Here is a 21,458-nt window from a genome sequence, read left to right as displayed (position 1 = left end):
CAAAATCCAGTCAAAACGGAGAAAAATGGTACGTAGAGAGTTCTACGCACCAAAAATCCATCCGGAACGCGGAAAAGTGGTGCGTAGGACGGAGCGAATTTAGCCTTTCTTCCTAGATCAAGACGCCTTGCGCTTTTATTCTATTTGCTATCACGATAGATTTCTAGTTCTTTTATGGCCACTTTCTCGACGCCGCCACCAGCCATAAGGTTATAAATGTAAATACGAATAAGCTTAATCGAATGTGCCTTAAAATCGATAGGATGGTAATAAGAACCAGTGGAGGTTTTGTTCACAACATCTATCCAGCTTTGTTCATCCTTGGATACTTGAATTTTGTAAGCATAGTGCGTGCTATCCTTTCCCCAGAGTATTTTCGCTCCAGAAATGTTTTCTTTCTTTTCGAAGTTAATTTGTAACCATTGCGGCAACGTATAGGTACCTGCTTGCCACGAGGTCAGGTCGTTCTGATTTACAGCTTTATTAGGTTCATTTCCTGGTGTAAAACTGCTTGCTAGTGCTGTTTTTCCCGTTGCGATGTTAATTCTTGGCTTTGGGCGTATTGGATCTTTTGGTGTGCCTCCACCCGTAAAAAGTTGAAAATCGGCGATTCCTTCGCATATCATAGATGAATCGCAAAGGCTTAATCGTACAAATTGTGCATTCGATGCAAAATATTCTCGCTGTGTCTGTTCTGTTCTATCATTTTCAGATTGATTGACTACTGTAATCCAAACCTTTTGATCCTCACTTACTTCTATCTTATATTTCTTTGAAGCTTTGTTGGAAGACCAAAGTATTTTTGCCCCTATGAGATTGATCTTTTCTCCTAAATCGACCATCAGCCATGGTGCTAGATCCATTCTATCTGGTAACCAGTAGCTTTCAGGATGTTCACTATTGATATTCGATCCTTTATGATCGTTTTGTTCGCTGCTTACGGTGATACATCTATGCATTATGATGTTTTGTTCATGGAGCAAAGCATCTCGGTCATACTCTCTTCCTGGCAACCATTTTCCCCTATAAGGAATACTATTGATTTGTGCTTCGCCGAACTGTAAACCTGGTGCTGTAGCTGTTAAGGTTAGAATGCCAGGTGTTAAAGAGGAGCGGATGAGAGCAGGTCCAATTCCAGCTTCCGTCTTCACTGGGTTTGCTCTCACCCGACTATCTTCATTCCCAATCAGTTGGCCAGGTCCCGATAGATGTAAAGAAATAGAATGACTCCCTGTAGGAACGACATGCCCATGTTGATCTCGTATAGAAACATGAGCCTTTATCATATCTGATCCATTTGCGACTAGCTCATCTACTCCATTGCTAACAAATTCAACAGATAAATGATCGGGTTTTCCTGGTGTAGCAATGGTATGTGTTGCAACCATGTTACCATTTATAAACCCTTCAGCTCGAAGTTCTCCTTCCTCCCAAGGGACGTCATGGAAAATGATGATCGGATGGCGAATATGGTCAATTGTAGGAGGGGTTCTTGTGCCGATATATTTTTGATTTCTATACAGCTTGACTTCATCCGTATTTGTATAAATATGTAGATTCCTTGGCGATGATTCTAATCCATAATTGGCAATAAAAATCATGGGTTTATAATTAGTGCATGGGGATTGCTGGCTTTGAAACCAATAATAATTAAACTTTGGATAACGATCACGATCAACGATTCCAGAATGAGCAATCTCTTGGGACATGCCTCGGTTATAATCATTATAACTCCATAATGCGTACCCCGAAATTCGTTGATTGGCATTCAATCCGGCCCAATCCCAATAGCCATCTTCTTCATCATTGCTCTTCCATTTATTTCCTTTAAGAGAATTTTGCCGATGGAGACTCGCTTGGATTAGGCTATTTTCACCAAACTTGCGAGCGGAGCGTTCTCCATCCATAATATTATGGTTTGCATCTCCCCATTCCCTTGTAATCAGTGGTTTTGTTTCACTATAGGCTTCTTTATAGACTACATCAAAATGTATTCCATAAGGAGCCCCGAAATCAGATGCCGCAAAAGCCTGGTTCGTTGGATACTCTTCGTGGACAACCTCATAAGCCCTTTGGGCGAATTCCTCGGGATACCAAGTTTCATTTAAAACTGGTTCCCAGACAATGACGGATGGATGATTACGATAGAGTCGAATCATCTCCCGAGTCATTTGTAAGGATCTTTTCTGGAAATCTCCCTCCCCTGTATAATATTGCCAACCAGGAGTAGGGACAATCACGGCAATTCCTAATTCATCACAAGCGTTTATAAAGGCTTGATTATGAGGATAATGCCCAGTACGAATAAAATTAAAGCCTGCTTCCTTGATCATTTTTACATCACGATAAAGCATGGAATCGGATATTGCGTTTCCAACATAGAGGAAATCTTCATGATAATTTACGCCATTTAATAGGACACGTGTTCCATTTATATGGAAGCCATTTTCCGCAGTAAATATAATATGTTTTATCCCGATTTGTTCTTGATAAATATCTCTTAGATCATTCCCTTCTTTTACTTGAATAAGCACGATATACAAGTTTGGATGATCCATACTCCATAATTTAGGCCTATCGATGGAGAGTGTTTGAACAAACGTTTCATCACTTCCTGCACTCAATAATCTCTTACTACTTTTTCCTTCGGCAACAATTGTCAGCTTCTCTTTTTCAAGAATTTTTGCTTGAATATACACCTCCTTCATTCTATTATCATCGTTTTGCACGTGAGTTTGGATTCTTATTTTTGCTTTCTGTTTATCTATTTCTGGGTAAGTAATGAAAACACCCCCGTTTGCAACCTTATTGGCTGATAGTACATCTGAGACATGAAGTGGGTTGGTTACAATAAGCTGCGCATTGCGATATAAACCACCAAAATAAACAAAATCGAGTTCTTTTTGTGGCTTTCCGGGAGGGGTCTCCCAGTCATCGTTTGAATCCACCTTGACTTCAATGAGATTCTCTTTTCCGAGGATCACTGTATCTGTAATATCAATGGTAAAAGGCAAATAACCTCCATGATGGGAAAAAAGATGTTGACCATTCACCCAAACATCTGCATTTATCATTGCTCCTTCAAATCGCACGAAGATTTTTTTTCCTAACAGGGTTTGATCTAATGTAAAATATCTGCGGTACCAACTGATTCCCTGATAACTTGGTGCATCTTCCCACTCTTTCGGTTCAAGACGAACCGTATGTGGCAAAATGACTCTCTCCCAACAGCTATCATCAATAGGGAGCTCTTTATTGATGTCTCCTCTATAAAATAACCAATCCATATTGAAATTGAATACTTCTCTATCTATCTTCTTCCCGTTTAGGAACGAATTCCCCAGCATGATAACTCACTCCTTTTCTTACTTTTCAAACTGAAGACGAAAACATTCAGTCGTTTAACATCATACAATACATCGGATTTCCTCTAGTAGGAGTATCTGAACAATTCCATAGGACGAATTGGATGTCGAGGGAGGGGAGAATGTTGAGAAGGTATAAGGTCTATTGATCTATGCATTCCCACTAAATCAGTATTCATTGATGAAATGATGGAGGGGTTTTTCTTTTTTAAAGTGTCCAAAGATTTTATTTCTCCATCCTGCAATACTCAAAATGTACGATTGATATGTTCCTAATATCCTATTTAGAGTACAAAAATTATTATATGATGAAGACACAGGCATCGCCGGGAAATACCAAAGTATCTTAGTAGAATGAACGTTCCACGGCATTAAATAGTTTTGATTTACTCGTTTCCCATCACGTCAGCTTTAGAGAGAACACGAGAAATAACAGTTCAAAATAGTAATAGTTGAGGAGTGGTTTTGATGAAAAAAATGTCGTTGATATTGAGTATTATCATTTTGCTTGCTGTTGTGGCAGGAGCATGCTCAAGTAGTGGTGAAAATGGTGATACTGTCACTCTGAAAGTATGGAATAGATATCCAGAATTAAATTCTACTTTCCAGACATTTGTTGAGGATTTTGAAAAGGAAAACCCAGAAATAAAAATTGATCTGCAAAATATTCCCGTTAGTTCTCAAGCAGCCCAATATCAAACGGCTGTTTCAGAGAAGAGCCTTCCAGATATTTTTACGACTTCGACCGTTACATTAAGAGAGTTAGTAGATATGGATATGGCGAAAGATTTAAGCGAATTCTTCACAGAGGAAGTACAAAATGACTATTATCCTGGTACATGGTATGAAAATGGGACAACCATAGACAATGTTCCTTATGTTTTTCCGTTGTTTTCACCCAACCATGGTGTAAACATGATGTTTTATAACAAAGATGTTTTGGAGGAGAATAATATTTCTGAAAGTGAGATTCCTCAGACTTGGGACGAATTGATTGAGATAGGGAAGGAAATTTATAAAAGCTCTGGAGGACAAACATATGGATTGATGTGGTATAACGCAGATTGGGCAAATGCCGGTGTCATTAACTATCAATCTACGGCTATTTTCCCTGAAACACCGGAAGATATTAATTACAAAGAAGGAACTCCAGATTACAATAATGTTGGAAAGCTCGAGTCAATTGAATATTTAAAAACGCTACAAACAGAAAACATTATGCATCCAACCAGTCTTGAAATTGATCCTCCACAAGCAGAAGCGAATTTTGCTGCGGGGAAAGCTGCTTTTTATATTGGTGGGAATTGGACAGGCACCAATTTGCTCGAAACAAGTCAGTTTGAAAATTGGGGTGTCGTGAATATGCCTACGAAGGACGGACAGCCTTGGTATCACTCTGCAAACGGCACCAATGGCCTTGTGGTAAATAATGAAACAGAGCACTGGGAAGAAGTGAAGGTTTTCCTTAACTATGCTTTTGATCATATTTATGGGGATGTAATTTTAAAAGCGGGGAGTACACAGCCAGCAAAAATGGACGTGGAAGGGGAAGCACCTTTTCCACAGTATAAAGAAATTACTGATTTAATGACTGAACAAGCGATAACGGTTCCAGATCCAACAGAAAGAAGCTTGGAAACCATTGATTTTAAAAGGGAGTATACTTCCCAATTAAGTTTTAGTGATATTGGTGAAATAGCGGTTGGTTATTTGACTGGAGAAGTAAAAGATCTAGAAAGTGAGTTGAACAAGGTTAATACGGAAGCAAATGAAACGTTTGACAAACTTTTAGAGGAAACCCCAGATGTGACAAGAGAATTGTATCAATTTCCAAATTGGGAACCACTTACACCCTACACAAAGGAAGATTATGAGGCTTTAGAATAAGAGCATTTTAATGAGGCACGGTGCTTACTTGCCCGTGCCGACTTCATATAAAACTATATTACAAAGGAGTGAGAAGGATTTGTCTAAGACTAATTTGGAAGTGCTACCAGTTAAATCAAAATATAGCAAACGGGAAAAACAACGGTTTATGTGGGCCTATATTTTTTTATTACCACAAGCAGTTGTATTTTTAGCCTTATCGGTTTATCCAATTGTAATGAGCTATGTCTATTCATTTTTTAATTGGACTGGGTTTGGTCCATTAACAAATTTTGTTGGCGTTGATAACTATATGCGACTCTTGACACAAGAACGTTTTTGGAACGCTCTCCTAAATACTTTATATTATGTGCTTGGTACAACGATTCTTAGTGTGGGTTTCTCTTTGATTTTAGCTATCATTCTGAATGATGCTCGATTACGCGGAAAAGCCTTTTATCGGACGATTTATTTTCTGCCTGTTGTCACAACGACAGCCATCGTAGGTATTATCATGGGGAATATCTTTGGCGTGGATGGTTTAGTCAATCAGATTTTACAAATGATAAGTTCTGATACAAAACCTATTCCTTGGTTATCCACAGGAGCCCTTGCCATGCTTGTATTAATTCTAGTGGGTGCGTGGAAAAGTATAGGAATTAATATGATTTATTGGCTGGCTGGCCTACAAGCAATCCCAACAGAATTATATGAATCTGCTCAATTGGACGGTGCAGGTTTTTGGAAAATGTTAAGGCATATTACACTGCCATTAATAAAACCAATGTTAGCAGTTATAGTTTTACTATCATTAGTAAGTGGAATGCAGGTCTTTGATCTTGTAAAAACCTTGACTGATGGTGGCCCTTACCGTGCCACAGAAACACTAGATCTCTATATTTATAATTATGCCTTTGCTGATGGAGAAGGTGGGGGTACGCCTATGATGGGATATGCTTCTGCAGCAGGTGTTTTATTGGGAATATTTACCTTTATCATCAGTCTTATATTCGGGAGCGCTGGTTTTTCAGGAGAAATAAGGAACTATAGGAAAGCTAGAGCGGAAAAGAGGGCGGTGGAACGATGATAAGTAGTAAGTCGGCACGTATTGCTATTCACTTTTTTCTGGCCGTGATCGGTTTGATTTGGATCTATCCTTTTATATGGATGATCTTCTCATCACTTAAAACGAATAGAGAATTACTTGTATCAGGAACAACACTACTACCTGAGGTCTTCCAATGGGAAAATTATTCGAGAGCTTGGTATAATGCAAATTTCTCAGGTTATTTTCTAAATACGGTTATTTTAACCGTTTCAACCGTTTTGATTGTAGTCGTTCTATGTGCACTAACCGGGTATGCTTTGGGACGCGTGAACTTTCCGGGGAGAAATATTGTGGTTATAGGAGTAGCAGCTATTATGTTCATTCCAAAAGGGTACACGATTATCCCTCTATTTAAGTTGATTAATCAATTCGGTCTATCTGATAGTTTATTAGGTGTGATTGTAGCAGAGTCATCTGGAGCCCACGTTTTATTTATTCTAATGTTTACGTCCTTTTTTGCTGCGATACCAAAGGAATTAGAAGAAGCAGCTGAGATAGATGGAGCGAGCTTTGTCAGGACATTTTCCAGAATCATGCTTCCACTAAGTGCACCCATGGTGGCGACAACAGCGATTATGCAATTTATTTGGACATGGAGCTCTTTCTTGGTTCCTCTTGTGTTAACCATCAATAAGCCTGAATTAAGAACGTTAGCAGTGGGAATGCAGTCATTTGTAGGTACCTATAGTAATGATTTTGCAGGGATGACAGCAGGTGCAACGATATCTTTAGTTCCGGTTATGCTAGTTTTTATAGTGATGCAAAGATACTTTATTGAGGGAGTTGCAGGAGCAGTAAAATCCTAATGGAGGAACAACTAATGACTCCCTTTTACCGTAGCGGGTGCACTCATCTAGGAAATATAATGATCTGTAAGCGAATTATCTAATTTTTTGCAGTGCAAAAAACAGCTAAGGAACTCGCACGGATGCTGATTCCTTAGCTGTTTTTATTTGCTGAAAAATCAATAAAATAGAAGAATTCTATTAGAACTTAATACTAACGTTTAAAGTCCAGCTCCAATTTCCCGTTTTTTAGCTCAAGTGGAGCGTCAAACTTTTTCCCAGCTGAGGAAGTGAAACCTTTGATTACATTGCTTTTCCCCTTGGTACATAATAATTTAATTTGCGTTGGTGTTAGTTTCTTTTTTAAAAAGGTGCCCGGAAAGGTCTGCTTGCAACCATTTTTGTAGTTGCTACAACCGTAAAATGATTTTCGGGCTATGATCGTGCCTTTTCCGCATGCTGGACAGAGAGCCACTTCTTTCGGTTGATAACGGCTTTGGCGAGAAGGGGCAGGTGGGAGCACGATATCCATTTGTTGTTTTTCCAGCTGTTTCGGTACTTCTTGTAAGAGTTTGTGAATGAATTTGCCGATATTGTCCAAAAAATGAGTGCCTGTCCCTTCGCCGTTGCCAATTTTCCGCAAATAGGTTTCCCATTTCGCTGTCATGGAGGGGCTTGCGAGTAGATTCCCCTCGATAGCTTGGCAGAGGATACGTCCTTTATCCGTAATCGTGACTATATTTTTGGTCACGGTTATATAACCGTGCTTTTTAATTGTTTCAATAATGCCGCTTCGCGTGGCCTCTGTTCCAAGTCCTTCGGTTTCTTTTAAAACATTTGTCTCCATTTGATCCTCGACGAGTTTCCCACATGTTTTCATCATGGTGATCAGCTGTCCCTCTGTGTACGGCTTCGGCGGCTGGGTTTTCCCTTCCTTAATCCCAATTTGACTTTGTACTGTTTCCCTCTGATTCAATGGTGGAAGGACTGGTTCATCAGAGTTCTTGGACTTTTTGGAAGGAGGAAAAAGCTCTTTCCATCCTTTATCGCGCTCCGTTTTGCCAATGGAGAAAAATGGCAATCCGTTAACGGTTGTTGTGACTTTCGTTTCGGTGTACAGATAGTCACGATGAAACATGGCAAGTGTCGTTCGGACAATTTCTTCATATAAATTTCGTTCGAGTGACGACAGTTTGGCAAGTGCATTTGAGGTCGGTCGTTTTTTTGTCGGAATGATGGCGTAGTGCTCATGGACCTTAGAGCTGTCAACAAAACGTTTCTTCGCGGTGCGCGATGCCACTTCAAATGGCTGCTTGATCAGCTTCTGAAGCTCTTCAACCGAAGCAACGAGATAGGAGAATTCCGCTGGAGTGATGTATCTTGTATCGGTTCGTGGATAGGAAACAAGCTTTTTTTCGTATAGTGTTTGCATCGTCTTCAGTACTGTAGCCGGGCTTGCTTTCCATCTGCGATTGGCGGTGGCTTGCAGGGAGGAGAGTGAATGCAACTGTGGCGGGAGTATGCGCTTTTCTGTCTGGGTCAACTCAGTAATGGTTCCTGGCGTGTCGGGCCGTATTTGTCGATCATTTAATTGGTTAACAACGAATTCACGCTTTGGTTCTTTTATTTTAGCTTTCCCCTTATACGTACCGTGTTGAGCGGTGAATTGCGCTTCTACTTCGAAAAATGGCTCAGAAACAAATGTCTCAATCTCACGATCACGCTGGTAAATCAGATAAACCGTTGGTGATTGCACTCGCCCGATGGGAAAGACATGTTGAATGTCTTTTTTCTTCATCAATAGTGTATATAAACGTGAGACATTCATGCCTACAAGCCAGTCACTAATTTGGCGGGCTTTTGCTTCTTCATACAATTGCAAGTCTTTTTTATTATCGTGCAGATGAGCAAACCCTTTGCGCACTTCGTCTGCTTCCAGCGAATTAATCCATAGCCGTTTGATGGTCTTTCCATGTGCCCCCACATGATTGTAAATACTATAGAAAATATTTGAGCCTTCGCGATCGACATCACAAGCGTTTATGACAGTATCTGTGCTCCGAATCAGCTTTTTCACGATATTAAACTGTTTGACTTTACCTTTTGCCACTTGAAATTCATAACGATCCGGTAGAATCGGTAAGCTCTCGAGGGACCAACGCTTCCAAGCAGGATTGTAAGTATGCGGTTCTTTTAATTCCACAAGATGGCCAACACCCCAGGTCAAATATGCCCCATTTGGAAAAATTGCACAAGGGGTAATTTCCATATAGCCTTCAAATTTTCGCGTTGAGAATGCATCTGCATAGGCCTTTGCCTGACTCGGCTTTTCAGCTAAGATTACGGGTTTCATAACAGCACCTCTAATTATTAAACGTACACTCGTTCTGTTTTGATTATCTCATAAAAGGGGTACAGTAGCAAGCAAATCGCAATAACTTCAGGTCTCTAAATGATCTGGAAGTGTGTATGAACTTCATACTTAAACTCTTTCCAAAATGCGTTATACTTAAGGTAGACAGATCAATTTTTTAGGGGGGTTCTTTTTATGAAGAAAATTATAAATGATCCAAACGAAACGGTACAGGAAATGCTGGAAGGATTAGTGATGGCCTACCCGCAAAAATTGCAAAGACTAGCTGAGACAACAGTTGTGACGAGAAAGGATGTACCAGTAAACGGCAAGGTAGGGCTTGTTAGTGGGGGAGGTAGCGGTCACGAGCCAGCACATGCTGGATATGTGGGGAAGGGGATGTTGGATGCAGCAGTTGTCGGAGAAGTTTTCACTTCACCAACACCGGATCAAGTTTTGGAAGCGATTAAAGCGGTAGATAGTGGCAACGGAGTTTTCCTCGTGATTAAAAATTATACCGGTGATGTGATGAATTTTGAGATGGCAGCAGAGTTGGCGGAAGCAGAAGGTATCCAAGTGGAAAAGGTGATTGTGAATGATGATGTGGCGGTAGAAGATAGTTTGTTCACAACAGGACGTCGCGGGATTGCTGGCACAGTATTCGTCCATAAAATTGCCGGCGCCAAAGCAGAAGAGGGAGCCGAGCTCTCCGAAGTGAAGCGAGTTGCTGAAAAAGCCGTAGCCAATGTTCGCTCCATGGGAATGGCGCTTACACCTTGTATCGTTCCAGCATCGGGAAAACCGAGTTTTCAATTGGAAGAGAATGAAATGGAAATTGGGATTGGTATTCACGGGGAACCGGGTATCGAAAGAAAAAGGATTGGTACGGCAATGGAAATTGCGGATGAATTAACGGAAAAGATTCTAAAGGATCGAGCATTCTTTGGCGATGTTGCTGTTATGATCAATGGACTCGGAGCCACACCAGAAATGGAACTTTATATTCTTAACAAAAATGTTCAAAAAATCCTAAGTGAGAAAGGGATACATGTCTACCGGACATATGTTGGCGAATATATGACTTCGCTTGAAATGGCAGGATGCTCGCTGACATTATTGCAATTGGATGAGGAATTAAAGTCACTACTCGATGCAGCAGCTAACACGATTGCTTTTCGTCAGTGAGGAAATCTAGTTAGTGTTGTGACTTGAAAGGAGTGTTCGTTATGATGGAAATCAATGTAACTCAAGCGGTTCAATGGATTGAAAAAGCAAATGAAAAATTCCAGGAAAACAAGGAATATCTTACTTCGCTCGATCGACCAATCGGTGATGGAGATCATGGGCTCAATATGTCGCGTGGCTTCAAGGAAGCGGTAGAAAAGGTGAAAGCAGGAAATTATTCAATGCCAGCTGATATCTTCAAAGATGTAGCCATGACTTTAGTTTCTAAGGTGGGAGGAGCCTCTGGGCCATTGTTTGGGACAGCCTTTTTAAAAATGTCTGTCGCGACTGCAGGTCAGCAAGTGCTAAATGAAAGTGCCTTTGTGAAAGGCCTCGAAGCAGCTGTGGACGGAATTAAACAGCGTGGTAAAGCATCAACCGGTGAAAAAACGATGCTGGATGTTTGGCAGCCTGTTGTGGAATGGCTTCAAGCCAATGGATTTGAACCTGAGGGTCTGCTTGCTGAAGCCGAAAGAGCGATGAATGCTACAAAAGATATGACAGCCACAAAAGGACGAGCTGCCTATTTTAAAGAAAAATCAGCTGGACATATCGATGCCGGTGCAGCTTCCTCTTATTATGTGTTTGCTGCACTGGCAGAAGTGTTAGGAGGAAAATGATAGATGACATATGTAGGGATGGTTCTTATTTCACATAGTTCCAAAATAGCAGAAGGGGTGAAAGAGCTTATTCGACAGGTCGTGAAGGATGTTCCGATTGAAACAGCAGGCGGTACGGAAGAGAATGAGATTGGCACAAGTATCGATAAAATACAAGCCGCCATCAGCGAAGTTGACCAAGGGAAAGGCGTACTGCTATTCTACGACCTTGGCAGTGCCAAAATGAACGCAGAAATGGCAATCGAAATGAGCGGCTCAGAACATGTTCACTTGATTGAAGCACCAATCGTAGAAGGAGCCTATGTAGCCGCTGTAGAAGCAAGCATGGGGAAAGAATTGGATACAGTCGCCGAACGAGTAAAAGAAAGCTTTTAAATTAGGACAAATTGGGGACTGTCCCCCAGTGTGTTAATGCTTTACCAGGTTGAGGGACAGGCCCCCAACGGGTTACAGTGTTAATGTGATAAAGGTTGCACTTAATATAATGGTATTCAAGGATCTGTCTCCTCTGTTGGGACAGGTCTTTTTTATAGAGAATCTTTTTGCATACTCAATTCGGCATTTGAAGAGGTTCTTCTTTTTTGGTGTCTAAAACCCCTTGTAGCTAGGAGGGGGGAGTGAAACTGAAGCATTTTTATAAAAAAGTCACAAAATGGCATATCAATATTTAAAATGTATATTGATATTTATACTAGTATGCTATTATAATATATGAAAGCGATTTTATTAATAAAATGTACTCAAGGTTAGTTTAAAATTCATTGGGGGGGCTGATTGTTTGAGTTTGAAATTGGCAAAAACGTATAAGGAAAAAGCAGAGCAGTCGTATGCGACGTTAGTAAACTATTATTTTGTAAAGGAGCAGCAGCTATTTCTCGAACACTATGAAAAAAAGTCGGATGATCGTGATGTTTCCTATCTTTGGCCATTTTCCGGGGTTCTTTCTGCTGTAAATGCTCTTGCAAGTATGGAAGGCAAAGAAGGAACATATCGTAAGGAACTGGTTAGTATCTTAGAAAATCTTGAACAATATAGAGATATAAATGCTGATCCAGCTGCCTATGATTCCTATGTCATCAAACAAGGGGGAGGTTCAAAGTTTTATGATGATAACCAATGGTTGGGATTAGATTTTGTAGAAGCGTACAGAACATTAGGTAATCCAGATTATTTAGAAATGGCAAAAGAGATGTTTGATTTTTCAATTAGTGGTTGGTCAACTGGGCTTGGTGGAGGGATTTATTGGCAAGAGGATCAAAAAACGTCCAAGAATACTTGCTCCAATGGTCCAGCCGCGGTATTGGCTATGAAATTATTTGAAGAAACAGGTAAGGATGAATATATCGTTTGGACGGAAAAAATTTTAGAATGGACAAATGCTCTTTGGCAAGCTGAAACCGGGGTATATGGAGACAATATGAAATTGGATGGATCCATTGATGGAACCACCTACACATATAATACGGGAACGATTATCCATGCCAATGCTTTGTTGTATAGAGCAACCAACAATCCTGATTATTTAAAAGTGGCCCGAGATCTCGCACAAAAAAGTTTGTCTCATTTTACCACTAAGCATCCAGATCTCTCTATTCACTTATTTCCAACAACACCTTGGTTTAATGCGATCTTATTTAAAGGGTATTTAGCTTTGTTTGAGGTTGATCCAGAGAAAGACCGTACCTTTATTGAGATCATCCAGGACAATGTAGATTTTGCATGGACACATGCTCGTGATCATCTTGGCCTTTTTAGTGCAGATTGGTCGGGAAAGACCGGTCTGGAGCAGAAACATAAATGGTTATTAGATCAGGCACCGATGGTTGAAATATATGCCTTATTGGCCAATTATCAGTTGTTAAGTTGAAATGTACATGAGGGGGAGAAAAAGATGAATGTTCATAAACGTTTATTTTCAATGCTTGCTGTTTTGCTTATCTTATTGCTTGTTGCATGCTCCAATCAAAAGACCGATTCGGAACCTAAAACATCTGATGCTGGTGGGGAAGAAGAGCATGAACCAATTACATTAAAGGTAGTCGCCCTTTGGGATGAGGAAATGTTTAATGAGCGTTTAAAAGAACCAATTGAAAAGGAATTCCCTTATATTACCATTGAACACCAAGCTGGCAATAACTTTGATCGCCAATCTCTTGAAGAGGAAGTGTTCAGTAGTGGTGAAAATCCTGATTTCTTTTTTACCCTATCACAAGACGATATGGAATATTTCGAGCTTGATCAGGATTTAACCGATTTACTTGAAGCCAATCAGATTGACACCAGTCACTTAAATCAAACATTGCTTGACACAATTCGGGCAAGAGATCCAGAGGGGCGCCTATTAGCGTGGCCATATGAAGATACGTACTATGTGATTATGTATAATAAGGATATATTTGATAAGTTCGGAGAAGATTATCCAAGTGATGATATGACTTGGGATGAATTAATTGAATTAGCTGGTCGATTAACACAGGAGCGGGATGGCACTGCCTATCGAGGCCTTGACTTTCAAGATGAAGTAGCCCTTTCTCAGTTTTCTGTCAATAAGACAGATCCAGAAACGGGTGAAGTATTGATCTCAAGTCAGGATGAGTTTTCGAAATTTTTAAATATGTATAAGCGCTATTTTGAAAGGGTTCCTCTTAGTGCTGACGAAGAAGAGGGATTAATCACGGATCATCGGTTTATCGATCAAAGAACAGCAATGGTTGTGAGCAATGCTCAAGCGTTAAATTGGCGGAAAGATTCTGGTTTGAATTATGATATTGCCACCATTCCTACATGGCCAGAACTTCCGGGAGTAGCACCAAGAGGGTTTTTACACACATTGACCTTAAATCCAGGGAGTGAACATGCGGACGATGTTGTGAAGATCTTTGGCTACCTTTCCTCTGATGAATATCAGCAGTGGATGGCTAAAAATGGTATCGGTATTGTCTCCGATAAAAAAGAATTACAAGAGAACTTTTATTCCGATTATGAAAGCGTCGAGGGGAAAAATATTGAAGCGATCTTTAAAAATGAAACAGCTCCACCACCTGAACGAATTAGCCGTTGGGATCAATATGTCGATATCAATCTGCAAGAATTCTATGAATCAGGCATGGATGCGAACGAATTTCTTCGAGTTGTAACAGAAGAATCAGAAACGAAAATTCTGGATGCAAAAAATCAAGAATAGCTGGTCTTGTTGAGCGGGAGAGGGTATCTGTACCTCTCCTTTTATTGTATCAATAAAAGGAATATATTCACGAAACTGATAACGAATCGTCCCTAATCACCCCTTACAGAGGTGTGTTTAATTTTATCGAATATTGAAGAATTGATTTGAATTATCGCTATCCGTTTTTTTCCAAAAGAATCAAACAAAAAACATTTGATCAGAAGTCTAAAAAAACTACTTGACTTAAGGTAAGAAGGGGCTGTTCAATAAGTTGATTCTTCGGACTGAATTCCCCTTTTTTCATGCTCGATATACTAATTAATAATTCCATGGCGAATGATTTCTACATGGAAGGTTGTTTCAATCGGAACTTCAGGGTATTCTTTATCCCAATCGATTTTTTCCCATGTGGAATGATGGTAGGCTTTCACTTTTTCGCCCAGCCCCAAAGAGTCATTATTAGCCTCTTTCATTTTGGAGAGTGTTTTTTTTGCCAATTTATTTAACTGAGTTTCTATATTGTTAGACAGGGCTTTCACTTTTTTTTCTTTCTTTAAATGATCTAATGGATACTCATCAATTTCCACTTTGAGCTTCACATTGACCATTGCGCCAATATGCCCGTTTTTTGTGTTCATCTTTATTCTTCTTTTGATATCGCGTATGGCGATATTCACAAAGTTTTTTTCATGCTTTTTTTGATCATTTCTGACCTTTAGGTTTAATGTTAGGCCGTTTGGATTGTGATTAGACAAAATCAGGAACATGCTCGTTTCCTTTATATTCAAATGGCCTGTCAATTGATCACCATGGAACAAAGCCACCCCTTTTACTCTTACTTCTTTATCATCCTTTAAACCAACATAAGGCAACACGAGGTCTTTTCCTTCCGATAAAATAATGGGACAAGCGGTTTGCACGTTTTCATTTTTGGTAATTCCCTGTTCTGCTGCACTGTCAAGAAGCTCTGAATAAACATCACTGACAAGCATAGACTCGTCCGTCTTGACAGATAATGCATCCTTTGCTTTTCCATCAAAGATCGCCGTTTTGGCATTTAATGGGCCTCTCAAATCCCGATAGATGGAATCCAAAGTTGAAAAGATGCCTTGGAAGGCCAATTGTTCCCCCATAAGGATGACCTTTGCTTTGGACCTGTCAAATTTTTCAGGAATGCTTTGATCCATTTTTTTCTCAGCATCTTTGACTGTATCCCCGGTCATTGATAAAACTATACTTTCATCTGAATGTTTATTTTGCTGAGTCATATCACTACTGTTTGTTGGAAAGGTAACGGTCTTGATTAGATTTTCATCATTTTCCCTGTCATATCCAATAGCCAATACTAAACTGTGATCCTTTAATAATCGTTGATCCCAGCAGCCGGCAAGAATGGTTGCCAAGATGACTGTCCAAATAAAAAGTAATCGATTATTCATTCGTCATTCTCCCGCTCCTTCTTGTTGAAAATAATGGATATAAGTAAAAATAAAATCGGTAAGCCTAAAGTAAAAGGAAAAACAACAAATTTATTATAAATCCTAGATATGATTCCTATGTTATACGCTTCACGAAAAGTCATCGCCAACAAAAAGCAGATGCCCGCAGCTATGATGACATATTTTTTTAATTGGTTTGAATTCATGACCATTGACAGTCCCAAGGAGGAGGCATAGATCGCATTCATGAGAGCGGTGGCTGCCAACACAATCCACATGGACGTAAATAGCAAATCTGGCCTTTCAACAATTTTAAAAGAAAATGCCTTGATTAAATATAAAACAGGTTCAGGTACAAGCTTAAATTCTCCCGCGCTAAAAAAGAGCAAACTGGTTAAGACCAAAAACAAATAAAAAAGTGTTATAAAGATATTGGCAATTGTTGCCGCTTTGAGCACTCCCTTTTTGTTTGCTTGAACAAAAGGGTAGATGACTAGCAATATCTCAAATCCCTGAAATGCATACAGACCGCGTTCCATTCCCTGAATAATCGGCAGGATTCCATTTGTGCCAATGGGTAAAATAAATGTAAGGTTTGCATCTTTTAAGGCGTAAGCAGCCAAGCCGATAAATCCAATTAAAACAACGGAGACGAGGACAAAGAAACGAGCCATAAGTTGAAGATTTTCTTTTACGATATAAACTGCTGTGAAGGTCATAATGGCAAGTATTAACCATTTGGGTGTCAGTGGCATCATCCAAGCCTTGAGGATATAGGCGAATTTTGTTAGAATCAGTCCTCCAATGGTAATAAAATATATGCTATATAATAGGACGATTACCTTTCCGATCCATTTTCCGAAGAGAGATTGGACAATGCCATACAAATTACTGGAAGGAAATCGGACCATTAATGCTCCGAATAAAAAGATCATAATTTGAATGAGGGCCCCCGTTAACAAAACAGAGATCCAACCATCTCCCTTTGCCTTCATAAAAACATCGAAAGGCAAAGTAATAACACCTACTCCTACTTGGCTGTGAATTAATAAAAAGATCAACTGGAATTGAGTGATTTCTTTTTTATTGATCATTTTTCTGCCATTCCCTCGATGTTCCTTGTTTAACCGTCTTTTGCGGTTGTACACTTATTGGACGATGATTCAGTGTCCAGATTGGAAACCGGATAATAGAATCCTTTAAATTTTTAACATGCAAGGGGGCTAAAGGTGCGATATACGGTGTCCCGAAGGATTCCAATTTACACATATGGATGAGAATTAGCATAAGCGAAAATACAATACCGACAAATCCAAGAGTGGCTGCGGCAATCATGACTGGTAGAGAAAGGATACGGACTGTGTTTCCCATTTCGTATGAAGGGATACAAAATGACATGATTGCAGTTAAGGCAATAACAATCACCATAATGTTTGACACCAAGCCTGCATTGACGACTGCATCCCCGATAATCAGTCCTCCGACAATGCCGATCGTCTGACCAATTGGCGATGGAAGTCTGATTCCTGCCTCCCGTATTAATTCAATGGTGATTGCCATAATGAGTGCTTCAAAAAATGGTGAGAATGGAATATTTTCGATCGAGCCTTTTACAATCGTTACCATATCATATGGAATAATTTCAAAGTGGAATCCGACAATAGCAATGTATATCGCTGGAAGCGTGAGGGCGCCCCAAAAACTGAATAACCGTAGCAAACGGAAAAAGGATCCCCCGTAAAATCTGATGTTGAAGTCATCAGGCGTCTGGAAGAAGGAAAAAAATGTGACTGGCACAATTGATACATCAGACGAGCCTTCACTGATAATGGCCACCCTTCCCTCCATTAAATGAGCCTCTAACCGATCAGGTCTTTCAGTAAACAGAATTTCTTGAAACGGGGATAACGGATGACCTTCAATACATTCCTCAATATAACCCGGACTGAAAACCATATCGGTTGAAATTGATTCAAGCCGTTTTTGAACTTCCTCAACGATCGATGGGTTTGCAAGTCCACCCATATAAATCATTGCTACGTTTGTGTTCGATTCCTGGCCCAGTTCAAAATATTTGATTGTTAGCTGACGATTATGGATACGCTCCCTGACCAAGTTTAAATTAACATCGAGATTTTCTATAAATCCCATGTGTGTTCCCCGGACGACCTTTTCATTATCAGGTTCTTCAGGTGTTCTAGGATTAGCTTGAATGCAGTTAAATAGAAAACATTCCGTACGCCCTTCGAAAAAAAGGGCACAATCGCCTCTTAGCAAGGCGGATACAATCTTATTGAGGTCATTCGTCTTACTAAATTCCGGGCTTGTTATCAGTTCCTCAACATTTTGTCGATCAACGGCTTCCGACAAGGGAATTAGAAAACTTTGTTGGAATACTTCCCTGTCCACCAATGTTTCCAAGTAAATAATGATGCCAGATACTTCTCTATACTTCACTTCCCGAAATTTTAAATCGTCTGTATTGAATAAAGCTTCGCATAGATAATGTTGATTTTTCTCGATAGTGGAAAAGACCTTGTTCGTATTTGCTTTTGAATTCGTTTTTAAGGGCTTCCCCTTTTTCTTAAAAAAAGACATAGCCATTGCTTCACTCAACTTCCTATTATGTTAATAGAAGTATTCGCAATGAATACCAAGTCTATTCATATAACACGAAGGGGAGGAAGCACTATTTTAACCTGACAAGGTAACGGGGTATCTACCATCAGAATATAGAAAAATGCATATTTCATAAACATGAAAAGTGCTATTTCAGAAGTGAGAAGATGAAGGAATAATGAGTGAAGGTATAGAAGGTGTGAAAGGCTAATAAAAAACCGAGAGGAGAATAATATGATGATTTTTAATCCATTAATGGGAGAAGTCATGCCATCACAGCAGAAAATCCACATGGTGAAAAAGGAAAGGGAGGGATGGTCGCAAGTCCTCTAGGACCTTCACGAATTTGCGGTACAGGTTTGGAAGACTATGTTGGGGGTGCTTGGAGCTTTGCGAGTCAACAGGATGGGAAGACAGTCGAGAACACTTTCTGCACTCCATTTATGGGCTATCCATACTATTCAAAACAATAATGATGATGTCCCTCCTATGAGAGGCTTCTATCGCTGGCATATACCTGATCCTATCCGCTTCAATGAAGACCTTAGAGTAACGGTCCAACAGATCGGCGTTTCCAAAAAGGAATTATTTGGGGAAAATGTCTAATCTTATTACTAAATATGTTAGGCGTACTTAGCGATCAATCGCAAACATATCAAATTTTATTTTTGATTTTTGATTCTGCTTTCTTCTTCCTACCTGTTTTTGTTGCAATTTCTGCCGCAAAACAGTTTAAAAGCAATCCTTATTTGGCGGCTTTACTAGGAGCTGCACTATTAAATCCAACTTTTATCGAAATGATACAAAGTGGACAAGCTATCGCATTCCTTGGGATTCCGGTCGTACCATTCTCGTATTCAAGTACCATTATTCCGGCTATTGTAGCAGTATGGATTTTGTCTTATGTTGAAAAGTTTTTTGATAAACATTTATGGAGTGCAATTCGTGGATTTATGAGCCCGCTATTGAGTATTTTGTTTGTTGCTCCTTTGACGTTTGTACTGATTGGACCAGCAATGGTTGCAGTTTCTACTCAATTAACCAACGTGGTTTTCTTCCTAAGTGATAAATTAGGATTCTTCTCTTTGGCTATATTTGCTTTAAACTATCCATGGATTGTTACGACAGGGATGCATTCTGCCTTAGTAATTGCAGGATTGGAAGCCATTAATAAAAAGGGAGTGGACCCATTTACAAGAGCATTAACATTACTTCACAATATCACTCAGGCATCCGCTACCTTAGCGATTGCCCTGAGAACAAAAAATAAAGAGTTCAGAGGTACAGCAATTTCAGCCAGTTTAACGGCATTTTTTGCCGGCATTACCGAGCCTTGTTTGTATGGTGTTACACTTAAATTGAAAAAGCCTATGTACGCATGTATGATTGGTGGATTTGCGGGTGGTCTGTATGCCGGAATTGCCGGGTTGAAAGCTTATGTGTTCTTGACTCCTGGTCTTTTTACGTTACCAATGTGGATTGATCCTGCGAACTCAGGAGACTTATCTAATTTATGGAATGCCATTATAGCAATGGGGATCGCGGCGGTCGTCACCTTTGTTGCAACACTAGTCATTGGTTTTAAAGATGTTCCTCCTTCACAAGAAGCTGCAGAGAAATAAGAAAAGCGCAAGGCACCCGCCTATCGGCGACAAGCAAATGTTCTGAGACAGAGAAAGGCGTTCTTTGCCTTTCATTGGCTCAGGTTATTATGCAGAACATCGGCTAAGTTCGCGCCGTCCTGGCGCAACGCCGATGGACTCGCTCCTGCGAGCCTCGAGCCGATGGCACCTGGAGCTGGACAACAACTGCCCAGCCTTAAAGCAATCTTAAGGAAAATTTTATACTTTTTTATCTTTTAAAAACGGACTGCTATGGCACACTCTAATCTATTTTTACGTTAAAATAAAGAAGAACATAAGAATCGAAGGGCATGCACCGGTCCATAGGGTAAAGTTCCTTCTGTAAAAACCGTCTGTGTTTGTTTTTATAATTATTTGAGGTGAAAAAAAATGGAAACACTAGTTAATTTTAGAGATCTTGGTGGAATTGTTACGAAAGAGGGTAAGAAAGTAAAAAGGAATAAATTATTACGGGCAGGGCAGCCAGTGAATGTAAGTGATTCTGACAAAAGGGAATTAGTTCAAGGGCACGATTTGAAATTAATCATCGATTTTAGAGAACAATCAGAGGTTGATAAGGAACCAGTTGATAAAATAGAAGGAGTTGAATATGTTCATATTGATGTTTTAAAAAGCGAAAGCACAAACTCAATAGGTAGGGAAGACTTTGAAAAAGTCAATTCGATTGAAGACGCGGACCGTTTGATGTTTTCCGTTTATGAACAACTTGTTCTTGATCCAAGTGCCCAAAGGGTTACATATTATTTTTGAATAAAGTTTTGGAGCAAGATAACGGCTCAATCTTATTTCATTGTTTTGCGGGGAAAGATCGCACGGGAATTGCAGCAGCCCTCCTATTAACCATTCTAAATGTTGATAGAACAGCCATTATGAATGACTATCTTCAAACCAATATTCAGCGACAAGAAGCAAATAAACATTTCTTACAAGAAGTCAAAACCGATGATGCGAATAGCGAGAAAACGAAGGCATTAAAAAAAGTACTTGGTGTGGATCAAGCATATTTACAAAAATCATTTGAGGCGATTGAGAATAGATACAATAATATAGATAATTATCTAGTCAATATATTACAATTTGGTAATGCTAAACAAGAAAAGCTTCGAGAAATGTTACTTGAATCAGGAAAAGCAGTGCTGGCCTAGCTGATTACATCTAAGAATGCACCCCATCAAAATACCCTTTACATGGAGGTTTGAAAAATGTTACGAAAATTATTTGGGAAAGAAAAACCAACAGAAGAAATACTGAAAGCCCCGGTCAATGGAAT

General features: G+C 39.7%; 18 protein-coding genes. 13 read left to right on the top strand and 5 right to left on the bottom strand.

What is annotated here, in order from left to right; genetic code table 11:
* Nucleotides 1-140: 140 nt before the first annotated feature.
* The gene (locus tag IPU53_RS24295) at nucleotides 141-3,347 is read right to left on the bottom strand and encodes a discoidin domain-containing protein (protein ID WP_207454042.1); all 3,207 of its coding nucleotides are present in this window, start codon (nucleotides 3,345-3,347) and stop codon (nucleotides 141-143) included.
* Nucleotides 3,348-3,833: 486 nt separating this feature from the next.
* On the opposite strand from IPU53_RS24295, the gene IPU53_RS24290 reads away from it, so the two are divergent.
* The 3 genes from IPU53_RS24290 (at nucleotide 3,834) to IPU53_RS24280 (ending at nucleotide 7,145) form a co-directional block, all read left to right on the top strand.
* On the top strand, nucleotides 3,834-5,252 hold the full coding sequence (locus IPU53_RS24290) for an ABC transporter substrate-binding protein (protein ID WP_207454041.1): 1,419 nt from the start codon (nucleotides 3,834-3,836) through the stop codon (nucleotides 5,250-5,252).
* A gap of 79 nt (nucleotides 5,253-5,331) precedes the next feature.
* Entirely contained in the window at nucleotides 5,332-6,318 is a 987-nt protein-coding gene (locus tag IPU53_RS24285; protein WP_207454034.1) for a carbohydrate ABC transporter permease, read from the top strand.
* The gene (locus IPU53_RS24280) at nucleotides 6,315-7,145 is read left to right on the top strand and encodes a carbohydrate ABC transporter permease (RefSeq protein ID WP_207454033.1); all 831 of its coding nucleotides are present in this window, start codon (nucleotides 6,315-6,317) and stop codon (nucleotides 7,143-7,145) included. The genes IPU53_RS24285 and IPU53_RS24280 overlap by 4 nt, the downstream gene beginning before the upstream one ends.
* Nucleotides 7,146-7,338: 193 nt before the next feature.
* On the opposite strand, the gene IPU53_RS24275 is transcribed toward IPU53_RS24280, so the two are convergent.
* Entirely contained in the window at nucleotides 7,339-9,477 is a 2,139-nt protein-coding gene (locus IPU53_RS24275) for a type IA DNA topoisomerase (protein ID WP_207454032.1), read from the bottom strand.
* Between the two features lie 195 nt (nucleotides 9,478-9,672).
* On the opposite strand from IPU53_RS24275, the gene dhaK reads away from it, so the two are divergent.
* The 5 genes from dhaK to IPU53_RS24250 all read left to right on the top strand — a co-directional run bounded on the left by dhaK (nucleotide 9,673) and on the right by IPU53_RS24250 (nucleotide 14,505).
* Nucleotides 9,673-10,662 carry a dihydroxyacetone kinase subunit DhaK gene (gene dhaK, locus IPU53_RS24270; RefSeq protein WP_207454031.1) on the top strand — a complete coding sequence of 330 codons (990 nt, stop codon included), beginning with the start codon at nucleotides 9,673-9,675 and terminating at the stop codon, nucleotides 10,660-10,662.
* Between the two features lie 41 nt (nucleotides 10,663-10,703).
* Nucleotides 10,704-11,321: a dihydroxyacetone kinase subunit DhaL gene (gene dhaL / locus IPU53_RS24265; protein ID WP_313886557.1), complete on the top strand. Its 618-nt coding sequence runs from the start codon at nucleotides 10,704-10,706 to the stop codon at nucleotides 11,319-11,321.
* Nucleotides 11,322-11,324: 3 nt separating this feature from the next.
* Complete coding sequence (gene dhaM / locus IPU53_RS24260; RefSeq protein ID WP_207454024.1) at nucleotides 11,325-11,696, top strand: dihydroxyacetone kinase phosphoryl donor subunit DhaM; 372 nt, start codon at nucleotides 11,325-11,327, stop codon at nucleotides 11,694-11,696.
* Between the two features lie 403 nt (nucleotides 11,697-12,099).
* The gene (locus tag IPU53_RS24255) at nucleotides 12,100-13,188 is read left to right on the top strand and encodes a glycoside hydrolase family 76 protein (protein ID WP_207454022.1); all 1,089 of its coding nucleotides are present in this window, start codon (nucleotides 12,100-12,102) and stop codon (nucleotides 13,186-13,188) included.
* A gap of 24 nt (nucleotides 13,189-13,212) precedes the next feature.
* Nucleotides 13,213-14,505 (top strand): ABC transporter substrate-binding protein, encoded by a 1,293-nt coding sequence (locus IPU53_RS24250; protein WP_207454020.1) that lies wholly within the window; start codon nucleotides 13,213-13,215, stop codon nucleotides 14,503-14,505.
* A 296-nt stretch (nucleotides 14,506-14,801) separates the two neighbouring features.
* Here IPU53_RS24250 and IPU53_RS24245 read toward each other — a convergent pair whose 3' ends face one another.
* The 3 genes from IPU53_RS24245 to IPU53_RS24235 are packed head-to-tail and all read right to left on the bottom strand — an operon-like array spanning nucleotide 14,802 to nucleotide 18,530.
* Entirely contained in the window at nucleotides 14,802-15,926 is a 1,125-nt protein-coding gene (locus tag IPU53_RS24245) for a Ger(x)C family spore germination protein (protein WP_207454018.1), read from the bottom strand.
* Nucleotides 15,923-17,020 (bottom strand): GerAB/ArcD/ProY family transporter, encoded by a 1,098-nt coding sequence (locus tag IPU53_RS24240; protein WP_207454016.1) that lies wholly within the window; start codon nucleotides 17,018-17,020, stop codon nucleotides 15,923-15,925. The genes IPU53_RS24245 and IPU53_RS24240 overlap by 4 nt, the downstream gene beginning before the upstream one ends.
* Nucleotides 17,010-18,530 carry a spore germination protein gene (locus tag IPU53_RS24235; protein WP_242698558.1) on the bottom strand — a complete coding sequence of 507 codons (1,521 nt, stop codon included), beginning with the start codon at nucleotides 18,528-18,530 and terminating at the stop codon, nucleotides 17,010-17,012. The genes IPU53_RS24240 and IPU53_RS24235 overlap by 11 nt, the downstream gene beginning before the upstream one ends.
* 329 nt (nucleotides 18,531-18,859) lie before the next feature.
* Between IPU53_RS24235 and IPU53_RS25195 the strand changes: the two genes are divergently transcribed.
* The 5 genes from IPU53_RS25195 (at nucleotide 18,860) to IPU53_RS25400 (ending at nucleotide 21,333) form a co-directional block, all read left to right on the top strand.
* Entirely contained in the window at nucleotides 18,860-19,018 is a 159-nt protein-coding gene (locus tag IPU53_RS25195) for a DUF2961 domain-containing protein (protein ID WP_242698557.1), read from the top strand.
* Nucleotides 18,951-19,151 (top strand): DUF2961 domain-containing protein, encoded by a 201-nt coding sequence (locus IPU53_RS24230; RefSeq protein ID WP_242698556.1) that lies wholly within the window; start codon nucleotides 18,951-18,953, stop codon nucleotides 19,149-19,151. Before IPU53_RS25195 ends, IPU53_RS24230 begins: the two co-directional genes overlap by 68 nt.
* 14 nt (nucleotides 19,152-19,165) lie before the next feature.
* The gene (locus tag IPU53_RS24225; RefSeq protein ID WP_207454011.1) at nucleotides 19,166-20,167 is read left to right on the top strand and encodes a PTS transporter subunit EIIC; all 1,002 of its coding nucleotides are present in this window, start codon (nucleotides 19,166-19,168) and stop codon (nucleotides 20,165-20,167) included.
* Between the two features lie 390 nt (nucleotides 20,168-20,557).
* Nucleotides 20,558-20,938, top strand: coding sequence for a tyrosine-protein phosphatase (locus IPU53_RS25405; protein ID WP_207454009.1), 381 nt, complete (start codon nucleotides 20,558-20,560; stop codon nucleotides 20,936-20,938).
* On the top strand, nucleotides 20,935-21,333 hold the full coding sequence (locus IPU53_RS25400) for a tyrosine-protein phosphatase (protein ID WP_207454007.1): 399 nt from the start codon (nucleotides 20,935-20,937) through the stop codon (nucleotides 21,331-21,333). The genes IPU53_RS25405 and IPU53_RS25400 overlap by 4 nt, the downstream gene beginning before the upstream one ends.
* The last annotated feature ends 125 nt before the right edge of the window (nucleotides 21,334-21,458 follow it).

Source organism: Bacillus sp. SD088 (assembly GCF_017355205.1).
Classification (GTDB): Bacteria; Bacillota; Bacilli; order Bacillales; family Bacillaceae_C; genus Lederbergia.
Note: the sequence above shows the minus strand (reverse complement) of the source record. Positions and strands in the feature narration are given on the sequence as shown.